Raw genomic sequence first — 17,288 nt, forward strand, 5'->3', positions numbered from 1 at the left:
ATTAAGCCGCTTCTAAAGGAGCCATTGTTAAACCAGCTCGACGCAGCTGTTGATGATACAGTTCCGCCATTTCTTGGGGACCTACCCAGACAATAGCTTGTCCTTCATAATGTATCTGATTGGTCAAATCCCAAGCCATATCACCAGTCATTCCCGGAATATACTTCATCAAACACTCAGATACGTGTTGAAAAGTATTAAAGTCATCGTTTAAAACAATCACTTTGTAATTGGGATAAGTCTTGCTGATAACTTGAGTAGTCTTTCCAGGAGATACAGTTGGTGCTGTACCTGCTCCATATACAGCTGCTGAAAATCTTGTAACCATAAAACAGAAAGCCAACAGGATTTGACAAAACTACACTACAAATAACTAGTTTAGTATATTGTCTGGGGATTGGGGATTGGTCATTAGTCATTAGTCATTAGTCATTAGTCATTAGGAAGTTACCGCCTTCTCCCCCCTGCTCCCCTTCGACTGCGCTCAGGGCAAGCCTGCTCCCTGCTCCCCTGCTTCTTTCCCCCTACTCCCTAAAACTAACGCCAGTTCTCCCAGTCTTCATTAAAAATGGAAGTATCAGGGAAAGCCGTCGGGTTGCCATTTTGCTCTAATAGACGTTTGAGAGCTTGTAATTGTGGTGCTGGCCTGGGTAAATCGCTGACCAGTTGATAAGGTGCAACTTGATTTTTTAAGGCAAAAGCCGCAGTTGTTCCCGCAGCAGCGCCAGAAGACCATTCAAATGAGTGAACCCTATAAGCAGCAGCCGCAATGTGACTAGTGGCGATACTTTTACCTCCTACTAGCAAATTGTCAATTTTCTGAGGAATCATGGCTCTCAGGGCAATTTGGAAGGGATAAGCTTGACCAGCACCCCGCCTTTCTCCAGGAAATTCTCTGTTACCAGGAGCTTCTGGGGGGCTTTTTTCCATACAAGGATGGAAGTCTATAGCATAGTGACCAATACCTACAGAATCGGGAAAAATAGTCGAACGAGTCCGCCGCATCACTTGTTCGGGGGGCTTTTTACCTGTAATTACAGATACCGCTTCCAAGCCAGCCAGTGTTGCTTGTAACCTGCGGTACATATTGGCTGGAAGTGTATTTCGGTAGTACTCATCGTTGTAGTCACGGCGAGAAATATCAGTTTCCCAAATCGTAAAACCTTCTGGTTGTCCCCAACTGGGACGGCCAATGATGCGTCTTCCTTCACGCATATAGGGATATTTGGATAAGCCGTGGGCTGTTCCCATCGGAGAATCTAAGCCCGATATAAAGCGATTATTTGGGTGTTGCTGCTTGACACCTTTACCTAATTGGGAATCTGTAGTGCCAGCGACTAGCCAATAATAGTAGGAAAGGGCATTTTCTTCACCTTTGCGGAGGGTTTCTGTCCGCAGTCCCCCCATCCAGCCTCCTGGTTGCAACTGTCCATTACCTTGCAACTGTTGGCGAGTATAAACTAGATTATCTTGGGAGGTTCCTGGACGATAATCGTTACCCCAAGTCCAGTTTTGCATGGAAATATCCCCTGGTGTGGGAGTGGAAAATTTCACACCACGGAAGGTTGCTGGTTCTCCCTGTTGGGGACTCCAAATGCGGCGATAGGTAAAAACTAAATCAAAGTTTGCCAGTCGTTCTAATTCGTAGCTGAAATATGGGGCGTACTGTGAATAAAACGCTGGCTGTTCTTGGGGTTGGGGTTCCTTGGTAGCCTCCATTGCAAAGGTGTAAGTAAAACCTTGGGTACAATAAGGATTATTTTGGGTGCTGGAGGAAGAAGGTTCTAGGTGGGAACGAGGATCAATACCCAGTCGGTAGGGTACATCAGCCAGGGCGATAATTTCCCCTGTTTCGCTAGCGTCTACAACGTACCATTTAGGGGAATTACCGGGCTTGTTTTGGGGTAATAAGCGAATAATATTTTTAGTCAACTGAGATGAGTTTTCGTAGCGATAAGCATCTTCAATTGTTTGAGCTAAAGTTGAGGTGTTAAGAGGTGGTGCGCCTTTAGCTGGTTGATGTTGAATGGCGATAGCACTACTAATTAATTGTCCACCGCCCTCAACTGTCGAAGGTGTAAATTCTAAATCCTTGATCACCGTATTGGGGAACCATTCTAACTTGCCTCTACCTTTTCTCTCTGCATCTTTCAGCATCTGAGTCATCACGGTATGAGCATCACGAGGTAGAAAACAAGAGTCACTTACCCAGCATTCTCCAGGGTTTAGCTTGCCATACTTACGTGCAATGCGATTGCGTAATTCCAAGTAGCCACGAGAATAAAATTGGCGACTGCGCTGGGTGGGGCGTTCGTCTAATGCAGATGTTCCCTGGGAAGAAATTTGACCTCCCAACCAATCAGTAATTTCTGTGAGACACACTCTGCGTCCTGCTAGTAAACCCTCGTAAGCTGTTGCTACACCTGAGAGTCCACCACCGACAACTAAAATTTCACAATTGACGGTTTTATCTGGATTTCTGGGTGGTGCAGCCAGAATAGCAGAATCAGCTGCAATCACATGAGGGATTAAGCTGATACTGATTAGCGATGTCAAACTGTAAGCTACTTTGTGTCTACACTTCATAGTCAGAGAAACCTTGAACTCTTATCTCGATTTGTAGACGGTAGCATTTGACAAATGTTGATCACAAGTTGACGGGAAACACTTGGGGGTTATACTCACGCAAAAAAAGCCAGACTTAACATCTGACTTTTCTGGATGCGTGGGGGATCAGACTCACAAAATACACAATTTGTTGGGGGAGATATTGCATGAATTGACGAAAAGTCCTTACTACACAGGCAATATCATCAGAATCAATGCACTCACCTCACCTACAAATATTCGTTAATTTGTTTTTCTTTTTCCCTGACTCAAATTGTGTTTTTAAATTTTAGTAGCGGTTACGTCCACCACCACCACCACCATATCCGCCGCCTCTGTTCCCACCACCAAAGGAACCTCTATCTTCTTTGGGTTTAGCCTTGTTAACTTTCAGTCCGCGACCCATCCATTCAGCACCATCTAGAGCTTCAATGGCTGCTGTTTCTTCGGCTTCTGTCTCCATTTCTACGAAAGCAAAACCGCGCATCCGACCTGTTTCACGGTCAGTAGGTACTTGAACGCGCTTAACAGTACCATATTCAGCAAATACTCCGTTAATATCTGCTTCTGTAACCTCGTAAGAAAGGTTGCCTACGTAAATCGACATCGGATAGTCTCCAAAATTATGACTGAGTATAGATTTAAATTGCGGAGAATTAAATTTGTCAAGACCAAAAGGGAATACCTGTCAATACTAAAAACAAATACTGTCACCGAATAAATCCTAATATTCTTAAGATTACACAGAAGCTAACTATCTGTACATAGTAGATAATTAAAATATGATTAACTTCTGTAATGGGTTGAATTTTTGCTGATGGCGATAAGTCTTGTGGCACTTAGGACTGCACTTCTCGCCAGTTTTCAACAAACCGATGTAATATACAAATAAGTTTATAAAAATTAACAATGGTGGAACGCCCAATCAAGAAATCGGAACGTCAGTCCCCAGCAGTTACGGGAGATAGTTCTGAGAATGGGGATGCTTTATCCCCGGTGCAGTCTGATCGTAAAAGCTTGAAACCAGTTGGTCGTCGCTCATCTGACAGTGGCAAAAAGTCATCTTTTAAAGATGAAGCTCGGCAAAATGTTAATCCGGCTCTGGCGCGTGGTCCAAAACCTGTTAAAGTTCAGCCTGTAATCGAAACTGAACCTGAAACCGAATCTGAACCCATTGCTGATGATACTCAAGAATAATTTCTCTGGGTACGCTGTTTAATTTCAGCCATCCCAGAGACTTCAGGTTGGCGTTGTGGAACCTATACAGGAACCCCAGCGCTATGTTTTAGGACTATTGACAACCAACAATTTTGCTTACAGGTGCAATAGCCCTAAAAGATTAATTTAAGCGGGAATGACTTGAACAATCAGTGAGCGTTTATCTAGGGACTGGACTTTTCCTACTTCACTGAGCGCGCTAACAATGCGGTCTAGCATTTCTCCAGCCTGCTCCCGATGTTGGTGTTCTCGACCCCGTAAGCGAATCGCAAACTTGACTGAATCGCCTTTACTCAACCATTGAGCTGCTTGTTCAATACGCAAATTATAGTCAGCTACACCGACGTTAGGGCGGAACCGCACTTCTTTGACAGTGGGTCTAGCACTTTGGGTCTGACGTTTTTTCTTTTGGTACTGAAGTTTGCCATAGTTGAGAATCTTGGCAACTGGTGCGTCTTTACCTTCGGAGACTAAAACGAGGTCAAGCTCTACGCTTTCTGCTATTTGTAGCGCTTCCGAAGTATCTATTAGACCACGGTTATTATTCTCATGATCAATCAAGTAGACTTGACTTGACTTGATTTGCTCGTTGATTAATTGTTTTTTAACTACGATAATGGTTTCCTCTTCATTCAATATTGTGGTTTGCAGACGATAGTTCCTAATAATATGGAAAAATATCCACAGTATCGGTTTGTACGCTTTTATCCGTACTGGGAAAACTATCATCCCCTGTGTCTGTTTCCATTAGCGCACTAATGAATTCCAGATTGCTTGTGTTTTTTACAGATAAAGTAACTTTGTGACCGGAATTAGTTCACGTTTACTACATGGACGTTGAACGCGAATTAACAGTGGTTGTTTTCTAGTAAACACCCATACTTAAATTTTACTATATCTGTCTAGCTTAGACTAGATATCCAGTCTAAGCTTTTCCATTATAAGTTAACACAATCATCACTATGATTTTTACATTCTGGGGTATGAAAAAGGAATTTTCTGGGGTGTGAAAGCAGAATATCTGAGTCCCAAACGTAATTTTAGGGGCTGGTATGGGGGGAAGTATGCGGTGAGGATTCAATTCTGGTATAGATTGGAGATAGGCAAGCCACTGCAAAAATTGACCCAAGAATCAGGATGGTTCTTATGAAGCGCAAAAATCAAGTTCTCCTCACCTTAGTGTTGAAAAGCGCTGTTGTCTTTTCGCCCTTGCTGTTGTCGGCTGGTATGGCTAGTGGACAACCCAGACAATTGGTCGAGGTCATAGCCAATCAACAGCCGCAAAAGTTGGCTCAGTTGCAAACACAACAGACTCCAGAGCCAGTTACCTCAGTTGTGGAACCAGCTGTAAATAGCACGGTGGTGTTGTTCAATGTGTGGTTGGTGATTTTGAGCTTGTTTCCTGTGGCGGTGATTGCTTTATTCTGGCTGTTGCGGAGGGTGGCAATTCGTGAGATTGTCCAGAGGGCAATGGCACAGTTGGAGGGAGTGGAAAATTTACAAAATCAGTTGAGAATTGTCAAGCAAGATGCTGAATATCTGATTCAAGAATCGAAAAAGATGAATCGGGAATTGGAACAAGAAGTTTTGATTCTGAAAGCAAATATTCAACAAGAACAGGAAAACCTAGCTAATTTAACATCTGAGTTGTTGCAGTCAAGAGATAATATTTTGGCGGATTTAGAAACCAAAATTGATCAGATTCAAGAGAATTTAGAGTCGGAATTTGTGGCGAAGCTATCTCGGTTGCAGTTGGAAGCACAAGAAACAAGAGATAAAATAATTGCAAGGTTAGAAAATTTAGAGTCCGATTTTATCCAGAAATTGGATGAGTTACAGTCGGAGGTGGGACAGGAAAAGAATGTAACTCTAGAAGATGTGGAAGCTTCTAGGCAAGAATTTATTTCCCAGATATCTAAATGGCAATCTCAGACTGAGGAAGAGCAGGTGAAGACTGTGGCTAGTTTAACTAGTTTACAGGTGAATGCTGAAGCTGAAAAGAATAATATATTAGGGAATATTCAGGAATTAGAAAGGTTATTTAAATCAGAAGTTGCGGCTTTAGAGTCTGAGACTGGAAAAGAGAAAGAGCGGTTGTTTGCGAACTTGGGTCGTGTGGGAGTAGATGCTGAAGCTGAAAAGGATAAAACCCTGGGGAGTTTAGGGGAATTACAGCATTTGTTTGAGGCTCAAATAGCTGAGTTGTATTCTGATGTAGAATTACAAAAACAGACTACTATAGTAGATTTAACTAAATTACAATCAGATTTTGGCGCTCAGGTTTCTGAATTACATCTGGATGTGGAAAACAGAAAAGAGTTAATGATTGCGAATTTAGAAGCATCTGGTAGGGAGTTTGTGGAGCAATTTTCGGAGTTGAAATTGAATGCGGAATCACGAAAGTTACTGGTTTGGGAGAGGCTAGAAAAGTTAGAGCAGGATTTTGGCGCTCAACTTTCTCGGTTACAGTTGGATGCTGAAGAACGCAAGAATATAATTTTGCAGGAATTGGCGAATAGTGCGCCGCTATCTGTTAAGGAAAATGAGGAAGTTACAGCATCTCAGCCGGAAACAAGGGAGTTAGTTAATGATGATCTAGAAAGGGGAGATGAGTTGTTTGCTCAAAGAAAATATGGGGAGGCGATCGCACTATATAATAGGATAGTGGAAACTGAACCTGAAAATGCGGTGGCTTGGTTGAAACAGGGTTTAACTCTGGGAAGATTGCAACGCTACCAAGATGCGATCGCTTCCTATGAACGCGCTATTGAAATTCAGCCAAATTATCATGAGGCTTGGTGCGATCGCGGTGTGGCTTTTGGTAAACTAGGACAGCAACAACAAGCTTTCAATTCTTTTGATAAGGCTACCCAAGTTAAACCTGATGATCCTGTGGCTTGGTTAAATCGGGGTCTGTCTTTGATAGAGTTGGAAAAATATGAAGATGCGATCGCTAGTTTTGACAAAGCTATTGATATTAATCCCAATTCTGCCAAGGTCTGGGATAAACGCGGTTATGCTTTGGTAAGATTAGGTGAGGATGATCAGGCGATCGCTAGTTTTGATCAAGCATTAAAAATTAATCCTAATTATGCCAGTGCATACTATAATATGGCGGCTTGTTATGCGTTGCAAAGACAACTGAAATTAGCTTTGGCAAATCTGCAACAAGCAATTGACCTGAATCCTCGATATAAGGAAGATGCAGCGTTTGATATTGATTTTGATGAAATTGCTGATGATAGAAGTTTTAGGGAACTGATATCGAAATAAATATGGAAACGAACCGCAGAGGCGCAGAGGACACAGAGAGAGAAGAAAAGACGAGACTTCGCCAACAAAATAAAAATTAGCCCATAGTAGTTATGTATAATAATTTATTTGGCGTTGCTGAATTGAGATATGAATTAGTGTCACGCAAAGGCGCAAAGGCGCAAAGGAACTAAGAAAAATCAAGGTGATTTTGGCATTTCATACTTTGATTCAGCAACGCCGTTTATTTTAAGATTATTGTACATTTTTTTAATTTAAAACACAATATTCTATTTCTCAACCTAATAAGTTCAAAAAAATCTATAGTTATCTGCTGATATTTATTCATTGAATTTCACTTTGTGCCAATTGCAAGTTAGGACATTTAGCCAGAAATTCAGAGGCTTTATAATCAGCGTCGGGGTTGTGAATATTTTCTGGTGTCGCGCGAATGATTCCAGCAAATAGGTCTTCTACGCCGTAGGGGGTGAAAAATTGCCATTCCCCTTGTGCATCTAGTCGAACACCTACAGCAGTAGCGGTGTGTAACCAATTTGCAACGCCATCTTCTGTACTGGTGTAAGGTCTACGCCCAGAACGCCACCGGGCAAAACTAGCTTGATTTTTGACATCAAACTCATAATTGGGAAATTGGGCGGTTAATTGTGCTTTTGCTGCTAGTTCTTGGGAACGGTTTCCTGATTGATCAAAAAAGGCAATATCAAAGTCTTTAATGAATAAATGACATTTTTCACCAAATACTGCTCGCCAAACTGTATTTCGCACTGCACCCCCGGCTAACCACCAGTTAGATAGATTGAGTTGGGCGATCGCAGGTAAGACAATACCTACAGGTGTATCGGCTAAAATCATCTGTAAGGAAGTATTGCTATTCATAAACTGTGGGGTATCACTAAAAAAAACATGGTGATTACAACTGTCTGGGAAAGTTGCAGACGGGCTAAAATAGTAACCTAAACTAAAAATTAGACTAAATAGCGAAAAATATAGTATGACTGCTGCTACCACTGTAAAAACTGAGTACGAAGCGATTATTGGTTTAGAAACCCATTGTCAACTGAGTACCAATACCAAGATTTTCTCCAATAGCTCTACAGCTTTCGGTGCTGATCCTAATACTAACATTGACCCGGTGTGTATGGGTTTACCGGGAGTTTTACCTGTACTTAATGAAAAAGTCTTGGAATATGCGGTGAAAACTGGTTTGGCTTTAAATTGCCAAATTGCTAAGTATAGTAAATTTGACCGGAAACAGTATTTTTATCCTGACCTTCCTAAAAATTACCAAATTTCTCAATATGACCTCCCCATTGCTGAACATGGTTGGTTAGAAATTGAATTGGTAGATGCTGAGGGGAACGCGACTCGTAAACGCATTGGTGTGACTCGGTTACACATGGAGGAAGATGCTGGAAAACTGGTACACGCGGGAAGCGATCGCCTGTCTGGTTCTAGCTATTCTCTGGTAGACTACAATCGCGCAGGTGTCCCATTAGTGGAAATTGTCTCGGAACCTGACTTGCGTTCCGGTGTAGAAGCTGCGGAATACGCCCAAGAAATCCGCCGCATTGTGCGTTATCTGGGTGTCAGTGATGGGAATATGCAAGAAGGTTCTCTACGCTGTGATGTGAATATTTCGGTGCGTCCAGTGGGTCGCAAAGAGTTTGGTGTGAAGGTGGAAATTAAAAATATGAACTCCTTCAGCGCTATCCAACGGGCGATTGATTATGAAATTGAACGCCAAATTGCAGCCGTAGAAGCCGGTGAACCGATTATCCAAGAAACTCGGCTGTGGGAAGAAGGCGCACAACGTACCAGTAGTATGCGGGTGAAGGAAGGTTCTAGTGATTATCGCTATTTTCCCGAACCAGATTTATCACCCATTGAGGTATCTAACACGCAATTAGAGGAATGGCGGCAGGAACTTCCCGAACTTCCCGCCCAAAAACGCCATCGTTATGAAAATGATTTGGGTTTGTCGGTTTACGATACAGGTGTATTGACAGAAGACAGTATTGTGGCTGATTATTTTGAAAGGGCGATCGCCTCTGGAGCAAATGCCAAAGCTGCTGCTAACTGGATTACTCAAGATATCGCCGCCTATCTGAATAAGCAAAAGCTGAGTATTAATGAAATCGGTTTGACCCCCGCCAATTTAGCAGAGGTAATTACTCTGATTGAATCTGGTAAAATTAGTAATGCCCAAGCGAAACAAAAGCTCCCAGATTTACTTGATGGGATGTCTCCAGAAAAGGCCTTTGCAGGTCAGGAGTTAATCACCGATCCTAGTGTACTAGAACCGATTGTTGATGAGGCGATCGCCGCGAACCCCAAAGAACTCGAAAAGTATCGCGCTGGTAATACAAAGCTGAAAGGCTTCTTTGTCGGGCAAGTTTTGAAAAAAACAGACAAACGTGCAGACCCGAAATTAACTAATGAATTAGTCGAGAAAAAACTTAATTCCTAGATTTTGACCGGGTTTTTTGCCAAAATTCATCAAATCTTTACAAAAGGGGTAGAACAATAGGTTACACCCCTCACAGCTAAAGAGCTATTCTGTGTATATGTAGAACCCTAATGATCTGGAGAGTTGCGTAAGTAGCTCTCCTTATTTTTTTGCAGATTTACGGGAAGAAAAAAATAATCAATGGTCAACTCCTCCCTCCCCACCACAATCTATGTCAATCCTCTCCAGGGGAATGATCGCAATGCTGGTTCTCGGTCGAGTCCCTTTAAAAGTCTCACCCGTGCTGTAAAAGCTATCAAAACACCTGTAATTATTCAGTTGACACCTGGGACTTATAGCGCCGCTAATGGTGAAGTTTTTCCCATTGTGATTTCTGCGGGGGTGACAGTCATCGGGAATGAAGCTAACAAAGGTGCTGAGATTGTGATTTCTGGGAGTGGTGAGTATAAAACTTCCACCTTTGGGACGCAAAGTATGACATTACTGTTAGAAAGTAATGCTAGTCTCTTTGGTGTGACTGTGACTAACCCCAGGGCTAGAGGGACTGGAATTTGGATTGAATCTACAGTAATAAATGTCGCCAATAATAGTTTAATTAACTGTGGTCGGGAAGGCATATTTGTAACTGGTAATGCTAAACCTACCATTGTGGATAATCTGTTTAGGGAAAACGCCGCCAGTGGCTTAATGATGGCACGTCATAGCAAGGGTGAAGTGTTGCGGAATAGATTTGAAAATAACCCTTTAGCTTTAGCCATCAGTGATGATGCAGCGCCATTAATCGTAGGGAACAGAATATCAGATAACCGTATGGCGATCGCACTTTCTCGCAACGCTAAACCTGTACTGCGTCAGAATCTGATTACCAAAAATACCGAAGGTGGGATGTTAGTCAATGGTAATGCTATTCCTGATTTGGGGAATAACCAAGACGGGGCGGGTAATATTTTTCTCAATAATGGCGAATTCGATTTACAGAACACCACATCACAGGCGTTAGTTTCCGCAGGTAATCAGTTGAGTCCTACCCAAGTGCAGGGAAGGGTGGATTTCCGGGCTGTGTTAGCAGAAAATCCTGGGCGGATCTCCGGTAGTAGTATTTTTTCGGACTTAGCGGGACACTGGACAGAGGATTTTGTGACCGCATTGGTAAATAGGGGTGCAATTAGCGGTTTTCCTGATGGGACTTTTGCCCCAGATGCACCGATTAACCGCGCCCAATATGCGGCAATTATTGCTCAGACTTTTAAGTTACCGCGAAAAAATCCAGGTATTCAATTTACAGATGTCAACCCCAGATTTTGGGCAGCATCGGCGATTTTAAAAACGGTGGAAATGGGTTTTATTAGTGGGTTTCCTGATGGTAGTTTTCGCCCAGGACAAAATTTAACCAAAGCACAAGCCATCGTATCCATAGTCAATGGGTTACAACTGACAGGGGGAAATACCCAGGTGTTAAAGGCATACCGCGATCGCGCTCAAATTCCCACCTATGCCACCAATGCTGTCGCAGTTGCTACCCAATCCTTACTGGTGCTAAATTATCCCCAACGGGAACAACTAGAACCGATGCGAGATATGACCCGTGGGGAAGTGGCAACATTAATTTATCAAGCCTTAGTAGCCAGCACTCCAGAACAGGCGATCGCCTCACCCTACATTGTCAGCCCCGATGTCGATATCCCCGGATTTACAGACATTACCGGACATTGGGCAGAATCATTTATCCGGGGGTTAGCTAGCATGAATTTAACTAATGGTTTTGCAGATGGTAGCTACCAGCCCAATAAACCCATGACTCGCGCCGAATATGCCGCTTTAGTAGCTGTAGCCTTTAATCCTGCACCCCAACGCCCGCCACTGGATTTTACAGACGTGTCCCCAACTTTTTGGGGTTATCCAGCCTTACAAATTGCCACTAGGGGCGGTTTTATCAGTGGATTTGGCGATCGGACTTTCCGCCCCAACCAAAATGTGCAAAAGTTACAGGTAATTCTCTCCTTAGTAAATGGACTTAACCTACCAACGGCTGATCACAATCCCTTACTCACTTATACTGATAGTCAAACAATTCCCGATTATGCTCGTCAAGCAGTGGTAACGGCTACACAACAAAGAATAGTAGTGAATTACCCAAATCCCAAGCAACTGGCAGCAAAGCGGGAAGCAACACGCGCCGAAGTAGCCGCAATGGTTTATCAAGCATTAGTTGCTATCCAGCGCACCTCCAGAATTAATTCTGCTTATATTGTTGACTAATTTACCAATTGACCAAGTAAAATGAAATACACTGTTTATCAGCCTGGAAATTCTTGGTCACCAATTCTATAGCTCAAAACACGATAGGCTATAAGCGGTGGGTAGACAATTTATACCCGTCTTCTGAAGCCAATAATCCCATGTTCACAACATCCCCAAAATCATCTGCCGAATTAGCAACAGCTCTATTAACTCACTATAGTTTTGATCTCAGTGGGTATACTGCCAGTGAGTTAATTAACCGTTGGCAATCAGAATATCCAGTTAAATGGCTGCATTTAGCAGTGATTGAGGCCTTATATCAAGGTCGCTATAAAGGAATTTCTGTACAGCAAATTTTAGTATTTTGGCAGCGACGGGGTGATGTGCTTTATCATTTCAATATGGAATTTGAGCGTCTGATTTGTAGCAAATTTCCCGAAAGCCTGACTCAAATAGCTGCACCAGTTCTACCTGAAATTAAAACGCAAATACCAGGTGAATCAGCATCTCTTGATCAACCGTTGATACCCCATTCCTTACCTGCTACTAATAGTTATCGGCAAACTGAAAGGGCAAACCGACAACCGATGATTGCTGAAGCCGAGGAGGAGCCAGAAGAACACTTACTAGTATCTTCCACTGTCGGCGCTGCTGTAGCGACTCAGATGAGGCTGGACTCACAACGGCAGATTCAGAAAAGTTCGTCACTACCAAACTCTTACCAGACTACAAAACTACTACCACCATCTGCTAATCATCCACCCATTGGACAATTTACGCCAGCAACGAGCGGAGAGTCTGATTCATTCACTTCAAAACTGAAAGCGATGTCGGGTGAGTAGGGAATAGCACTTCGGCTACGCTCAGTGTCCCGGAGTAGGGAATAAATATAAATTTAGTTAGAATTAATCACAGGTTTTCAGTATGCTGAAATCTCTATTTGAATATATTTTAAAATTAGTAGGACTTAGGCATAATCTACATTTTCTTGGCGTTCTTGGCGGCTTGGCGGTATGCGCTTCGCGCACGCTACGCGAACGATAAATCAAGATTTTTGGCAATTGTTGCGTAAGTCCTGATTAGATAATCTTATTATTAAAATTCAGATAAAATCGACAGTTATAAATATAGTTTCATAGATACAGACTATGTTACTGTAAATAAGCATCTAGCTTGATTACTGCATAAAAATTATCTATGAATTTGAATACCGAGCAGAGATTAATTAACCAGGGAACATACGCGAAATTATTACGTTCTCAGCTTCCCCCTGAAGCATTTGCGCCCGATCCAAGTAAGTTAATTATCCTGGGAATTAATCTCGCAATTTTGATACTGGGATGGATGATAGCGGCGCAATTAGATAATTGGCCAGTCTATCTTTTATGGTTATATTTACCCCTAACTATTATTATGGCTAATAGCGTCATGTCCGTAGGATGTAGTTCCCACGATTTGATGCACGGTGGCGTGATTAGAAACTCAAAACTAGCTTATTTTTTCAGTTTTCCAGGACTAACAATGTTGTGGATGCCGCCAACGTTATGGAAGTCGGTTCATAACCGGGTGCATCATCATCACACTAATGGCTTGGGTGATCCAGATCGCAATTACTTAGAAACACAGCCGAAAAACTGGGGTAAATGGTTTAATAATTTAGTTGTTCCTTCTTTAGAAGTCAATCCCCTCTGTTTAATCTTGGGAATGACAGTGGCATGGGGTGGACATAATATTCGTACTCTGACTTCGGTGCTATTTTTTAATAATAAGTCTGTCGATTATGTGCCATCAGCATTTACTGTTAGTGCTAAAGATCGATGGGCGATCGCAGGTGAGTTAGTGTTGATATCAATAATTCATCTAGCGATTATAGCTTATCTACAATTTGACCCTTTAAAACTGATACTGGGATACTTTTTACCCATAGGAATTGGTCATGCAGGATTGATGTTTTATATTTATACAAATCATCTGATGTGTCCGATGACGGATATTAATGATCCCGTAGTAAATTCTACATCTTTGCGAGTTTACAAATTTATTGACCTGCTACATTTTAATTTCTCCCACCATACAGAACACCATATTTTCCCAGGGATGAACTCGGATTATTATGTGATGGTTCGAGAATTATTAAAAACTAATTATGCCGAGAAATATCATTTATTAGATGCCAAAGAAGCATGGCGCTTATTGCTGTCAACTCCTCGCCATTACAAAGATGAAAATACTTTTACAGATTGGGCAGGAAAGATAACAATGCCTTGTCCCCTTAACCAAAAAGTAGAGATTTAATCTGACTTTGTGCCTTGGTGGTGAAAAATAATTAAACCTTGAGACACCAAGACACTAAGTTATGTTTTGGTCACGATTAACTTAACGGCTCAAGTGTAGTTTTTAAACCGTTACTATTGAGAACTCTGATAATGGAATCGGCATTATTGCGATCGCTAAAAACTCCCACTTGCATAACTCTACGACCTTGACGCATGGTGGGAAATGCATCGGGTGCTAAGTTTCGGACTAAATCCCGTTCCCTGTCATTGGCTACATTGACGATGACGCGGTAACTTACACCCGACGGCGCTCTATTATATGCAGTTGTCTGATTTGAGGGAGTATTCTGATTACGCGCTGGTAACAGAGGTGATCCTGTAAAGGGAGATGATGCTTGAGGCGCAGTAAATTCCACAAAATTGGAATCCATGTTCACATAATTGACCTCTGATTGAGTCTGAGTGGATGCAGACGAGCTAACCTCTCGATTTGAAGACACTGGTTGAAGCAGCCGATTAGCGACGGTGGAAGGCTTGGGTTGATAAGCTGTGGGTGCTGTTTGAGCGTTGAAATCTACCTTACCAGCAATGCGATTTTGAGAGAGGTTGTTACCAGCTGCCGGAATTATTTGCTTGGCTGCACTAGCATTAATATCATGGCGGTTATTATTGCGAAATTCGTTACCACCTGGTTCAGCAATAGTACCTAAATTGGGGATAGCTTGGGCGATCGCCACTAACCCATCTTCTCGATTACCTTGAATGGAATTATTGCGTAAAACCGGGCGAGCATTGGCTTGTACAATAACTCCAGAGCGGTTGTTTTGAATTTTATTCAGCAACAGTAAAGGGGCAGCATTTTGAGTAATATTTATCCCAAATCCTGTTTGATCAAAGACATTTTCCAGAACATCCGGCTGGGAATTACCACCAATGGTCATACCATTCGCACCATTGCGATAAAAGCGATTCTGTCTAATTGTCGGCGTACTATTATTACCAGCTATAGAAATCCCATCCTGAGTATTATCAGTAAATGTATTGTTTGTAACTACAGTATTACTGGATTCAATCCACAAACCATAACCACGAGGATTGGTATTTGTTACCGTTACCCCACTTAACTCAGATTTATTGACACCGACAAAGGTGACATCTTTACCACCAAAGCTGCGACTGAGGTATCTCCCACCGCCTTTAATGATAATTCCCTCTCCTTTAGTCAGGCTATCCCCTTGAATCACCACACCCGATTTAAGATTAATGGGAAAAACCTCTCCAGTTTCAGCACTATAAGTACCAGGAGAGAGCATAATCATGGTATTGGAATTAGCGAGTTTCAAAGCTTGAGTAATGCTTTGCAAAGGAGCGTTTTCACTACCATTACCCGAAGTGTTATTTCCTGTACGGGGGTTAACAAATAACATTTTAACTTCAGTAACTTGACCTGGGATCTGGGCAATTTGATTTGGTCGAGATGGTATTTCAGCCAAAACCTTACCGGAACTGATTCCGACTATTCCTAATCCCAGTGTGAGAGATAAGATGGAAGAAACTAAAGGCCAAACTAATTCCAGAGAGGAATTTGATCTGTTAACCTGGGGATTTAGTTTTAATTCGATGCTATTTGCTTGACGATATTGAGAATACATAATGGAATTAATCAATTTCATAAAAGTCCTGACACTAAAGTTTTATTCCCTGAGACACTAGAATGTCGAAAGTCGATAATTGTTTCTGGTTTTTCTAAGTTGCAATTCCAAAAATCTACCAATTTGAGGCTGTAGTCACTGATAGTAAAAACTCCCCGGAACATTAAAATTATTTCTATTGTCTGAGGGATTTTTCTATGGATAACTGGACAAGTTTTTTTCTAAAAAATAATTAACAATTGATATTTTCCCCAAAAAATACATCTTGTTAGCGATCAACTAGCATTCTTACATATATAGTTTGAGTCCACTTTAAGATATATTATAAAGTCGTCCCTCAACGTTGATCAACTATGTAGTCAGCCAATTATGTATCAGTATATAGTCGATTCTTGGTAGTTTTTCCAATTCCCGAACTAAAAATTTTTAATCAAAATGTCTAAAAGTGTTGATATTACGTCATTTAATGAAAATCCTCATCGGGTTGTTCTCATGGTCGAGCCACACAGCCAAAAAGCACAAATACAGCAAGTTGTTTACCGGATTTTAGATGCAAATTTAGACCGCGCCCGCGAAGGCTTGCGAATTATTGAAGAATGGTGTCGCTTTGGGTTAAATAATGCGGAATTGCTGGGGGAATGTAAGTATTTACGTCAAGAGTTGGCTCATTGGCATACGGCGGAACTACGGGCGGCGCGAGATACACCAGGTGATCCGGGTACGGAATTGAGTCATCCCCAGGAGGAACAACGCTCTAGTCTGAAAGCCTTATTACAAGCTAATTTTTGCCGCGTTCAAGAAGCGATGCGGGTGTTGGAGGAATACGGGAAACTTTACCATCCGAATATGGGGAAAGCCTTTAAGCAGATGCGCTATCGGGTTTATACCCTAGAAAGTAGTTTAATGGGCTACCAGCGTCATCAATTGCTGTGGCGATCGCATTTATATTTAGTGACTTCTCCCGCAGAAAACCTGTTGAAAACAGTGGAAGCAGCTCTCAAAGGTGGATTAACTCTGGTGCAGTACCGTGATAAAACTGGTGATGATACTGTGCGGGTAGAACAGGCGACAAAATTAAGGCAACTATGTCATTCCTATGGCGCTTTATTTATCGTTAATGACAGAGTAGATTTAGCTTTGGCTGTGGATGCAGATGGGGTACATTTGGGACAGCAAGATATGCCCATTGCTATGGCTAGACAGTTACTGGGACACCAGCGTTTAATCGGGCGTTCTACTACCAATGCGGAAGAAATGCAAAAAGCCATTGCTGAGGGTGCAGACTATATTGGTGTCGGTCCAGTTTATGAAACTCCCACAAAAGCCAATAAGCCAGCCGCAGGTTTAGAATATGTGAAATATGCTGCCCAAAATAGCTCTCTTCCGTGGTTTGCTATTGGGGGTATAGATGCAAATAATATTAACGATGTGATCGAAGCGGGTGCAGAACGTGTAGCGGTGGTAAGGGCGATTATCGAAGCCGAACAGCCGACTTTAGTAACACAATATTTGCTTTCCCAGATGCATCGGATCTCAGCCTAACTTGGCGACTAA

13 protein-coding genes are annotated in these 17,288 nt (G+C 42.1%); 7 read left to right on the forward strand and 6 right to left on the reverse strand.

Going from position 1 to position 17,288, the window contains the following annotated elements; translation table 11 throughout:
• Position 1: 1 nt before the first annotated feature.
• The 3 genes from clpS to VB620_RS07625 all read right to left on the reverse strand — a co-directional run bounded on the left by clpS (position 2) and on the right by VB620_RS07625 (position 3,214).
• Positions 2–328: an ATP-dependent Clp protease adapter ClpS gene (gene clpS / locus VB620_RS07615; protein ID WP_323195537.1), complete on the reverse strand. Its 327-nt coding sequence runs from the start codon at positions 326–328 to the stop codon at positions 2–4.
• 209 nt (positions 329–537) lie between these two features.
• Entirely contained in the window at positions 538–2,586 is a 2,049-nt protein-coding gene (locus tag VB620_RS07620; RefSeq protein ID WP_323195538.1) for an FAD-dependent oxidoreductase, read from the reverse strand.
• Between the two features lie 310 nt (positions 2,587–2,896).
• Positions 2,897–3,214 (reverse strand): RNA recognition motif domain-containing protein, encoded by a 318-nt coding sequence (locus VB620_RS07625; protein WP_323195539.1) that lies wholly within the window; start codon positions 3,212–3,214, stop codon positions 2,897–2,899.
• A 302-nt stretch (positions 3,215–3,516) separates the two neighbouring features.
• Between VB620_RS07625 and VB620_RS07630 the strand changes: the two genes are divergently transcribed.
• Positions 3,517–3,804 carry a hypothetical protein gene (locus VB620_RS07630; RefSeq protein WP_323195540.1) on the forward strand — a complete coding sequence of 96 codons (288 nt, stop codon included), beginning with the start codon at positions 3,517–3,519 and terminating at the stop codon, positions 3,802–3,804.
• A gap of 147 nt (positions 3,805–3,951) precedes the next feature.
• Here VB620_RS07630 and infC read toward each other — a convergent pair whose 3' ends face one another.
• Positions 3,952–4,554 (reverse strand): translation initiation factor IF-3, encoded by a 603-nt coding sequence (gene infC, locus VB620_RS07635; RefSeq protein ID WP_323195541.1) that lies wholly within the window; start codon positions 4,552–4,554, stop codon positions 3,952–3,954.
• Between the two features lie 417 nt (positions 4,555–4,971).
• Between infC and VB620_RS07640 the strand changes: the two genes are divergently transcribed.
• A complete protein-coding gene (locus tag VB620_RS07640; protein WP_323195542.1) occupies positions 4,972–7,098 on the forward strand; it encodes a tetratricopeptide repeat protein in 2,127 nt (708 codons plus the stop codon).
• A gap of 324 nt (positions 7,099–7,422) precedes the next feature.
• Here VB620_RS07640 and VB620_RS07645 read toward each other — a convergent pair whose 3' ends face one another.
• Positions 7,423–7,974, reverse strand: coding sequence for a nucleotidyltransferase family protein (locus tag VB620_RS07645; protein ID WP_323195543.1), 552 nt, complete (start codon positions 7,972–7,974; stop codon positions 7,423–7,425).
• A 115-nt stretch (positions 7,975–8,089) separates the two neighbouring features.
• Between VB620_RS07645 and gatB the strand changes: the two genes are divergently transcribed.
• The 4 genes from gatB to VB620_RS07665 all read left to right on the forward strand — a co-directional run bounded on the left by gatB (position 8,090) and on the right by VB620_RS07665 (position 14,101).
• Complete coding sequence (gatB, locus tag VB620_RS07650) at positions 8,090–9,565, forward strand: Asp-tRNA(Asn)/Glu-tRNA(Gln) amidotransferase subunit GatB (protein WP_323195544.1); 1,476 nt, start codon at positions 8,090–8,092, stop codon at positions 9,563–9,565.
• A 180-nt stretch (positions 9,566–9,745) separates the two neighbouring features.
• The gene (locus tag VB620_RS07655) at positions 9,746–11,824 is read left to right on the forward strand and encodes an S-layer homology domain-containing protein (protein ID WP_323195545.1); all 2,079 of its coding nucleotides are present in this window, start codon (positions 9,746–9,748) and stop codon (positions 11,822–11,824) included.
• A 140-nt stretch (positions 11,825–11,964) separates the two neighbouring features.
• Positions 11,965–12,648, forward strand: coding sequence for a hypothetical protein (locus tag VB620_RS07660; RefSeq protein ID WP_323195546.1), 684 nt, complete (start codon positions 11,965–11,967; stop codon positions 12,646–12,648).
• A 355-nt stretch (positions 12,649–13,003) separates the two neighbouring features.
• Complete coding sequence (locus VB620_RS07665; protein ID WP_323195547.1) at positions 13,004–14,101, forward strand: fatty acid desaturase family protein; 1,098 nt, start codon at positions 13,004–13,006, stop codon at positions 14,099–14,101.
• Positions 14,102–14,177: 76 nt separating this feature from the next.
• Here VB620_RS07665 and VB620_RS07670 read toward each other — a convergent pair whose 3' ends face one another.
• The gene (locus VB620_RS07670) at positions 14,178–15,755 is read right to left on the reverse strand and encodes a DUF1565 domain-containing protein (protein ID WP_323195548.1); all 1,578 of its coding nucleotides are present in this window, start codon (positions 15,753–15,755) and stop codon (positions 14,178–14,180) included.
• A 414-nt stretch (positions 15,756–16,169) separates the two neighbouring features.
• Here VB620_RS07670 and VB620_RS07675 point away from each other — a divergent pair, with 414 nt between their 5' ends.
• The gene (locus VB620_RS07675; protein WP_323195549.1) at positions 16,170–17,276 is read left to right on the forward strand and encodes a thiamine phosphate synthase; all 1,107 of its coding nucleotides are present in this window, start codon (positions 16,170–16,172) and stop codon (positions 17,274–17,276) included.
• Positions 17,277–17,288: the final 12 nt, after the last annotated feature.

Source organism: Nodularia harveyana UHCC-0300, assembly GCF_034931085.1.
GTDB classification, from domain to species: domain Bacteria; phylum Cyanobacteriota; class Cyanobacteriia; order Cyanobacteriales; family Nostocaceae; genus Nodularia; species Nodularia harveyana.

Excerpts from the sequence above, each read along its gene's own strand:
- clpS (WP_323195537.1), bottom strand. The coding sequence starts at position 328 with ATGGTTACAAGATTTTCAGCAGCTGTATATGGAGCAGGTACAGCACCA.
- VB620_RS07620 (WP_323195538.1), bottom strand. The coding sequence starts at position 2,586 with ATGAAGTGTAGACACAAAGTAGCTTACAGTTTGACATCGCTAATCAGT.
- VB620_RS07625 (WP_323195539.1), bottom strand. The coding sequence starts at position 3,214 with ATGTCGATTTACGTAGGCAACCTTTCTTACGAGGTTACAGAAGCAGAT.
- VB620_RS07630 (WP_323195540.1), top strand. The coding sequence starts at position 3,517 with ATGGTGGAACGCCCAATCAAGAAATCGGAACGTCAGTCCCCAGCAGTT.
- infC (WP_323195541.1), bottom strand. The coding sequence starts at position 4,554 with ATGATAGTTTTCCCAGTACGGATAAAAGCGTACAAACCGATACTGTGG.
- VB620_RS07640 (WP_323195542.1), top strand. The coding sequence starts at position 4,972 with ATGAAGCGCAAAAATCAAGTTCTCCTCACCTTAGTGTTGAAAAGCGCT.
- VB620_RS07645 (WP_323195543.1), bottom strand. The coding sequence starts at position 7,974 with ATGAATAGCAATACTTCCTTACAGATGATTTTAGCCGATACACCTGTA.
- gatB (WP_323195544.1), top strand. The coding sequence starts at position 8,090 with ATGACTGCTGCTACCACTGTAAAAACTGAGTACGAAGCGATTATTGGT.
- VB620_RS07655 (WP_323195545.1), top strand. The coding sequence starts at position 9,746 with ATGGTCAACTCCTCCCTCCCCACCACAATCTATGTCAATCCTCTCCAG.
- VB620_RS07660 (WP_323195546.1), top strand. The coding sequence starts at position 11,965 with ATGTTCACAACATCCCCAAAATCATCTGCCGAATTAGCAACAGCTCTA.
- VB620_RS07665 (WP_323195547.1), top strand. The coding sequence starts at position 13,004 with ATGAATTTGAATACCGAGCAGAGATTAATTAACCAGGGAACATACGCG.
- VB620_RS07670 (WP_323195548.1), bottom strand. The coding sequence starts at position 15,755 with ATGAAATTGATTAATTCCATTATGTATTCTCAATATCGTCAAGCAAAT.
- VB620_RS07675 (WP_323195549.1), top strand. The coding sequence starts at position 16,170 with ATGTCTAAAAGTGTTGATATTACGTCATTTAATGAAAATCCTCATCGG.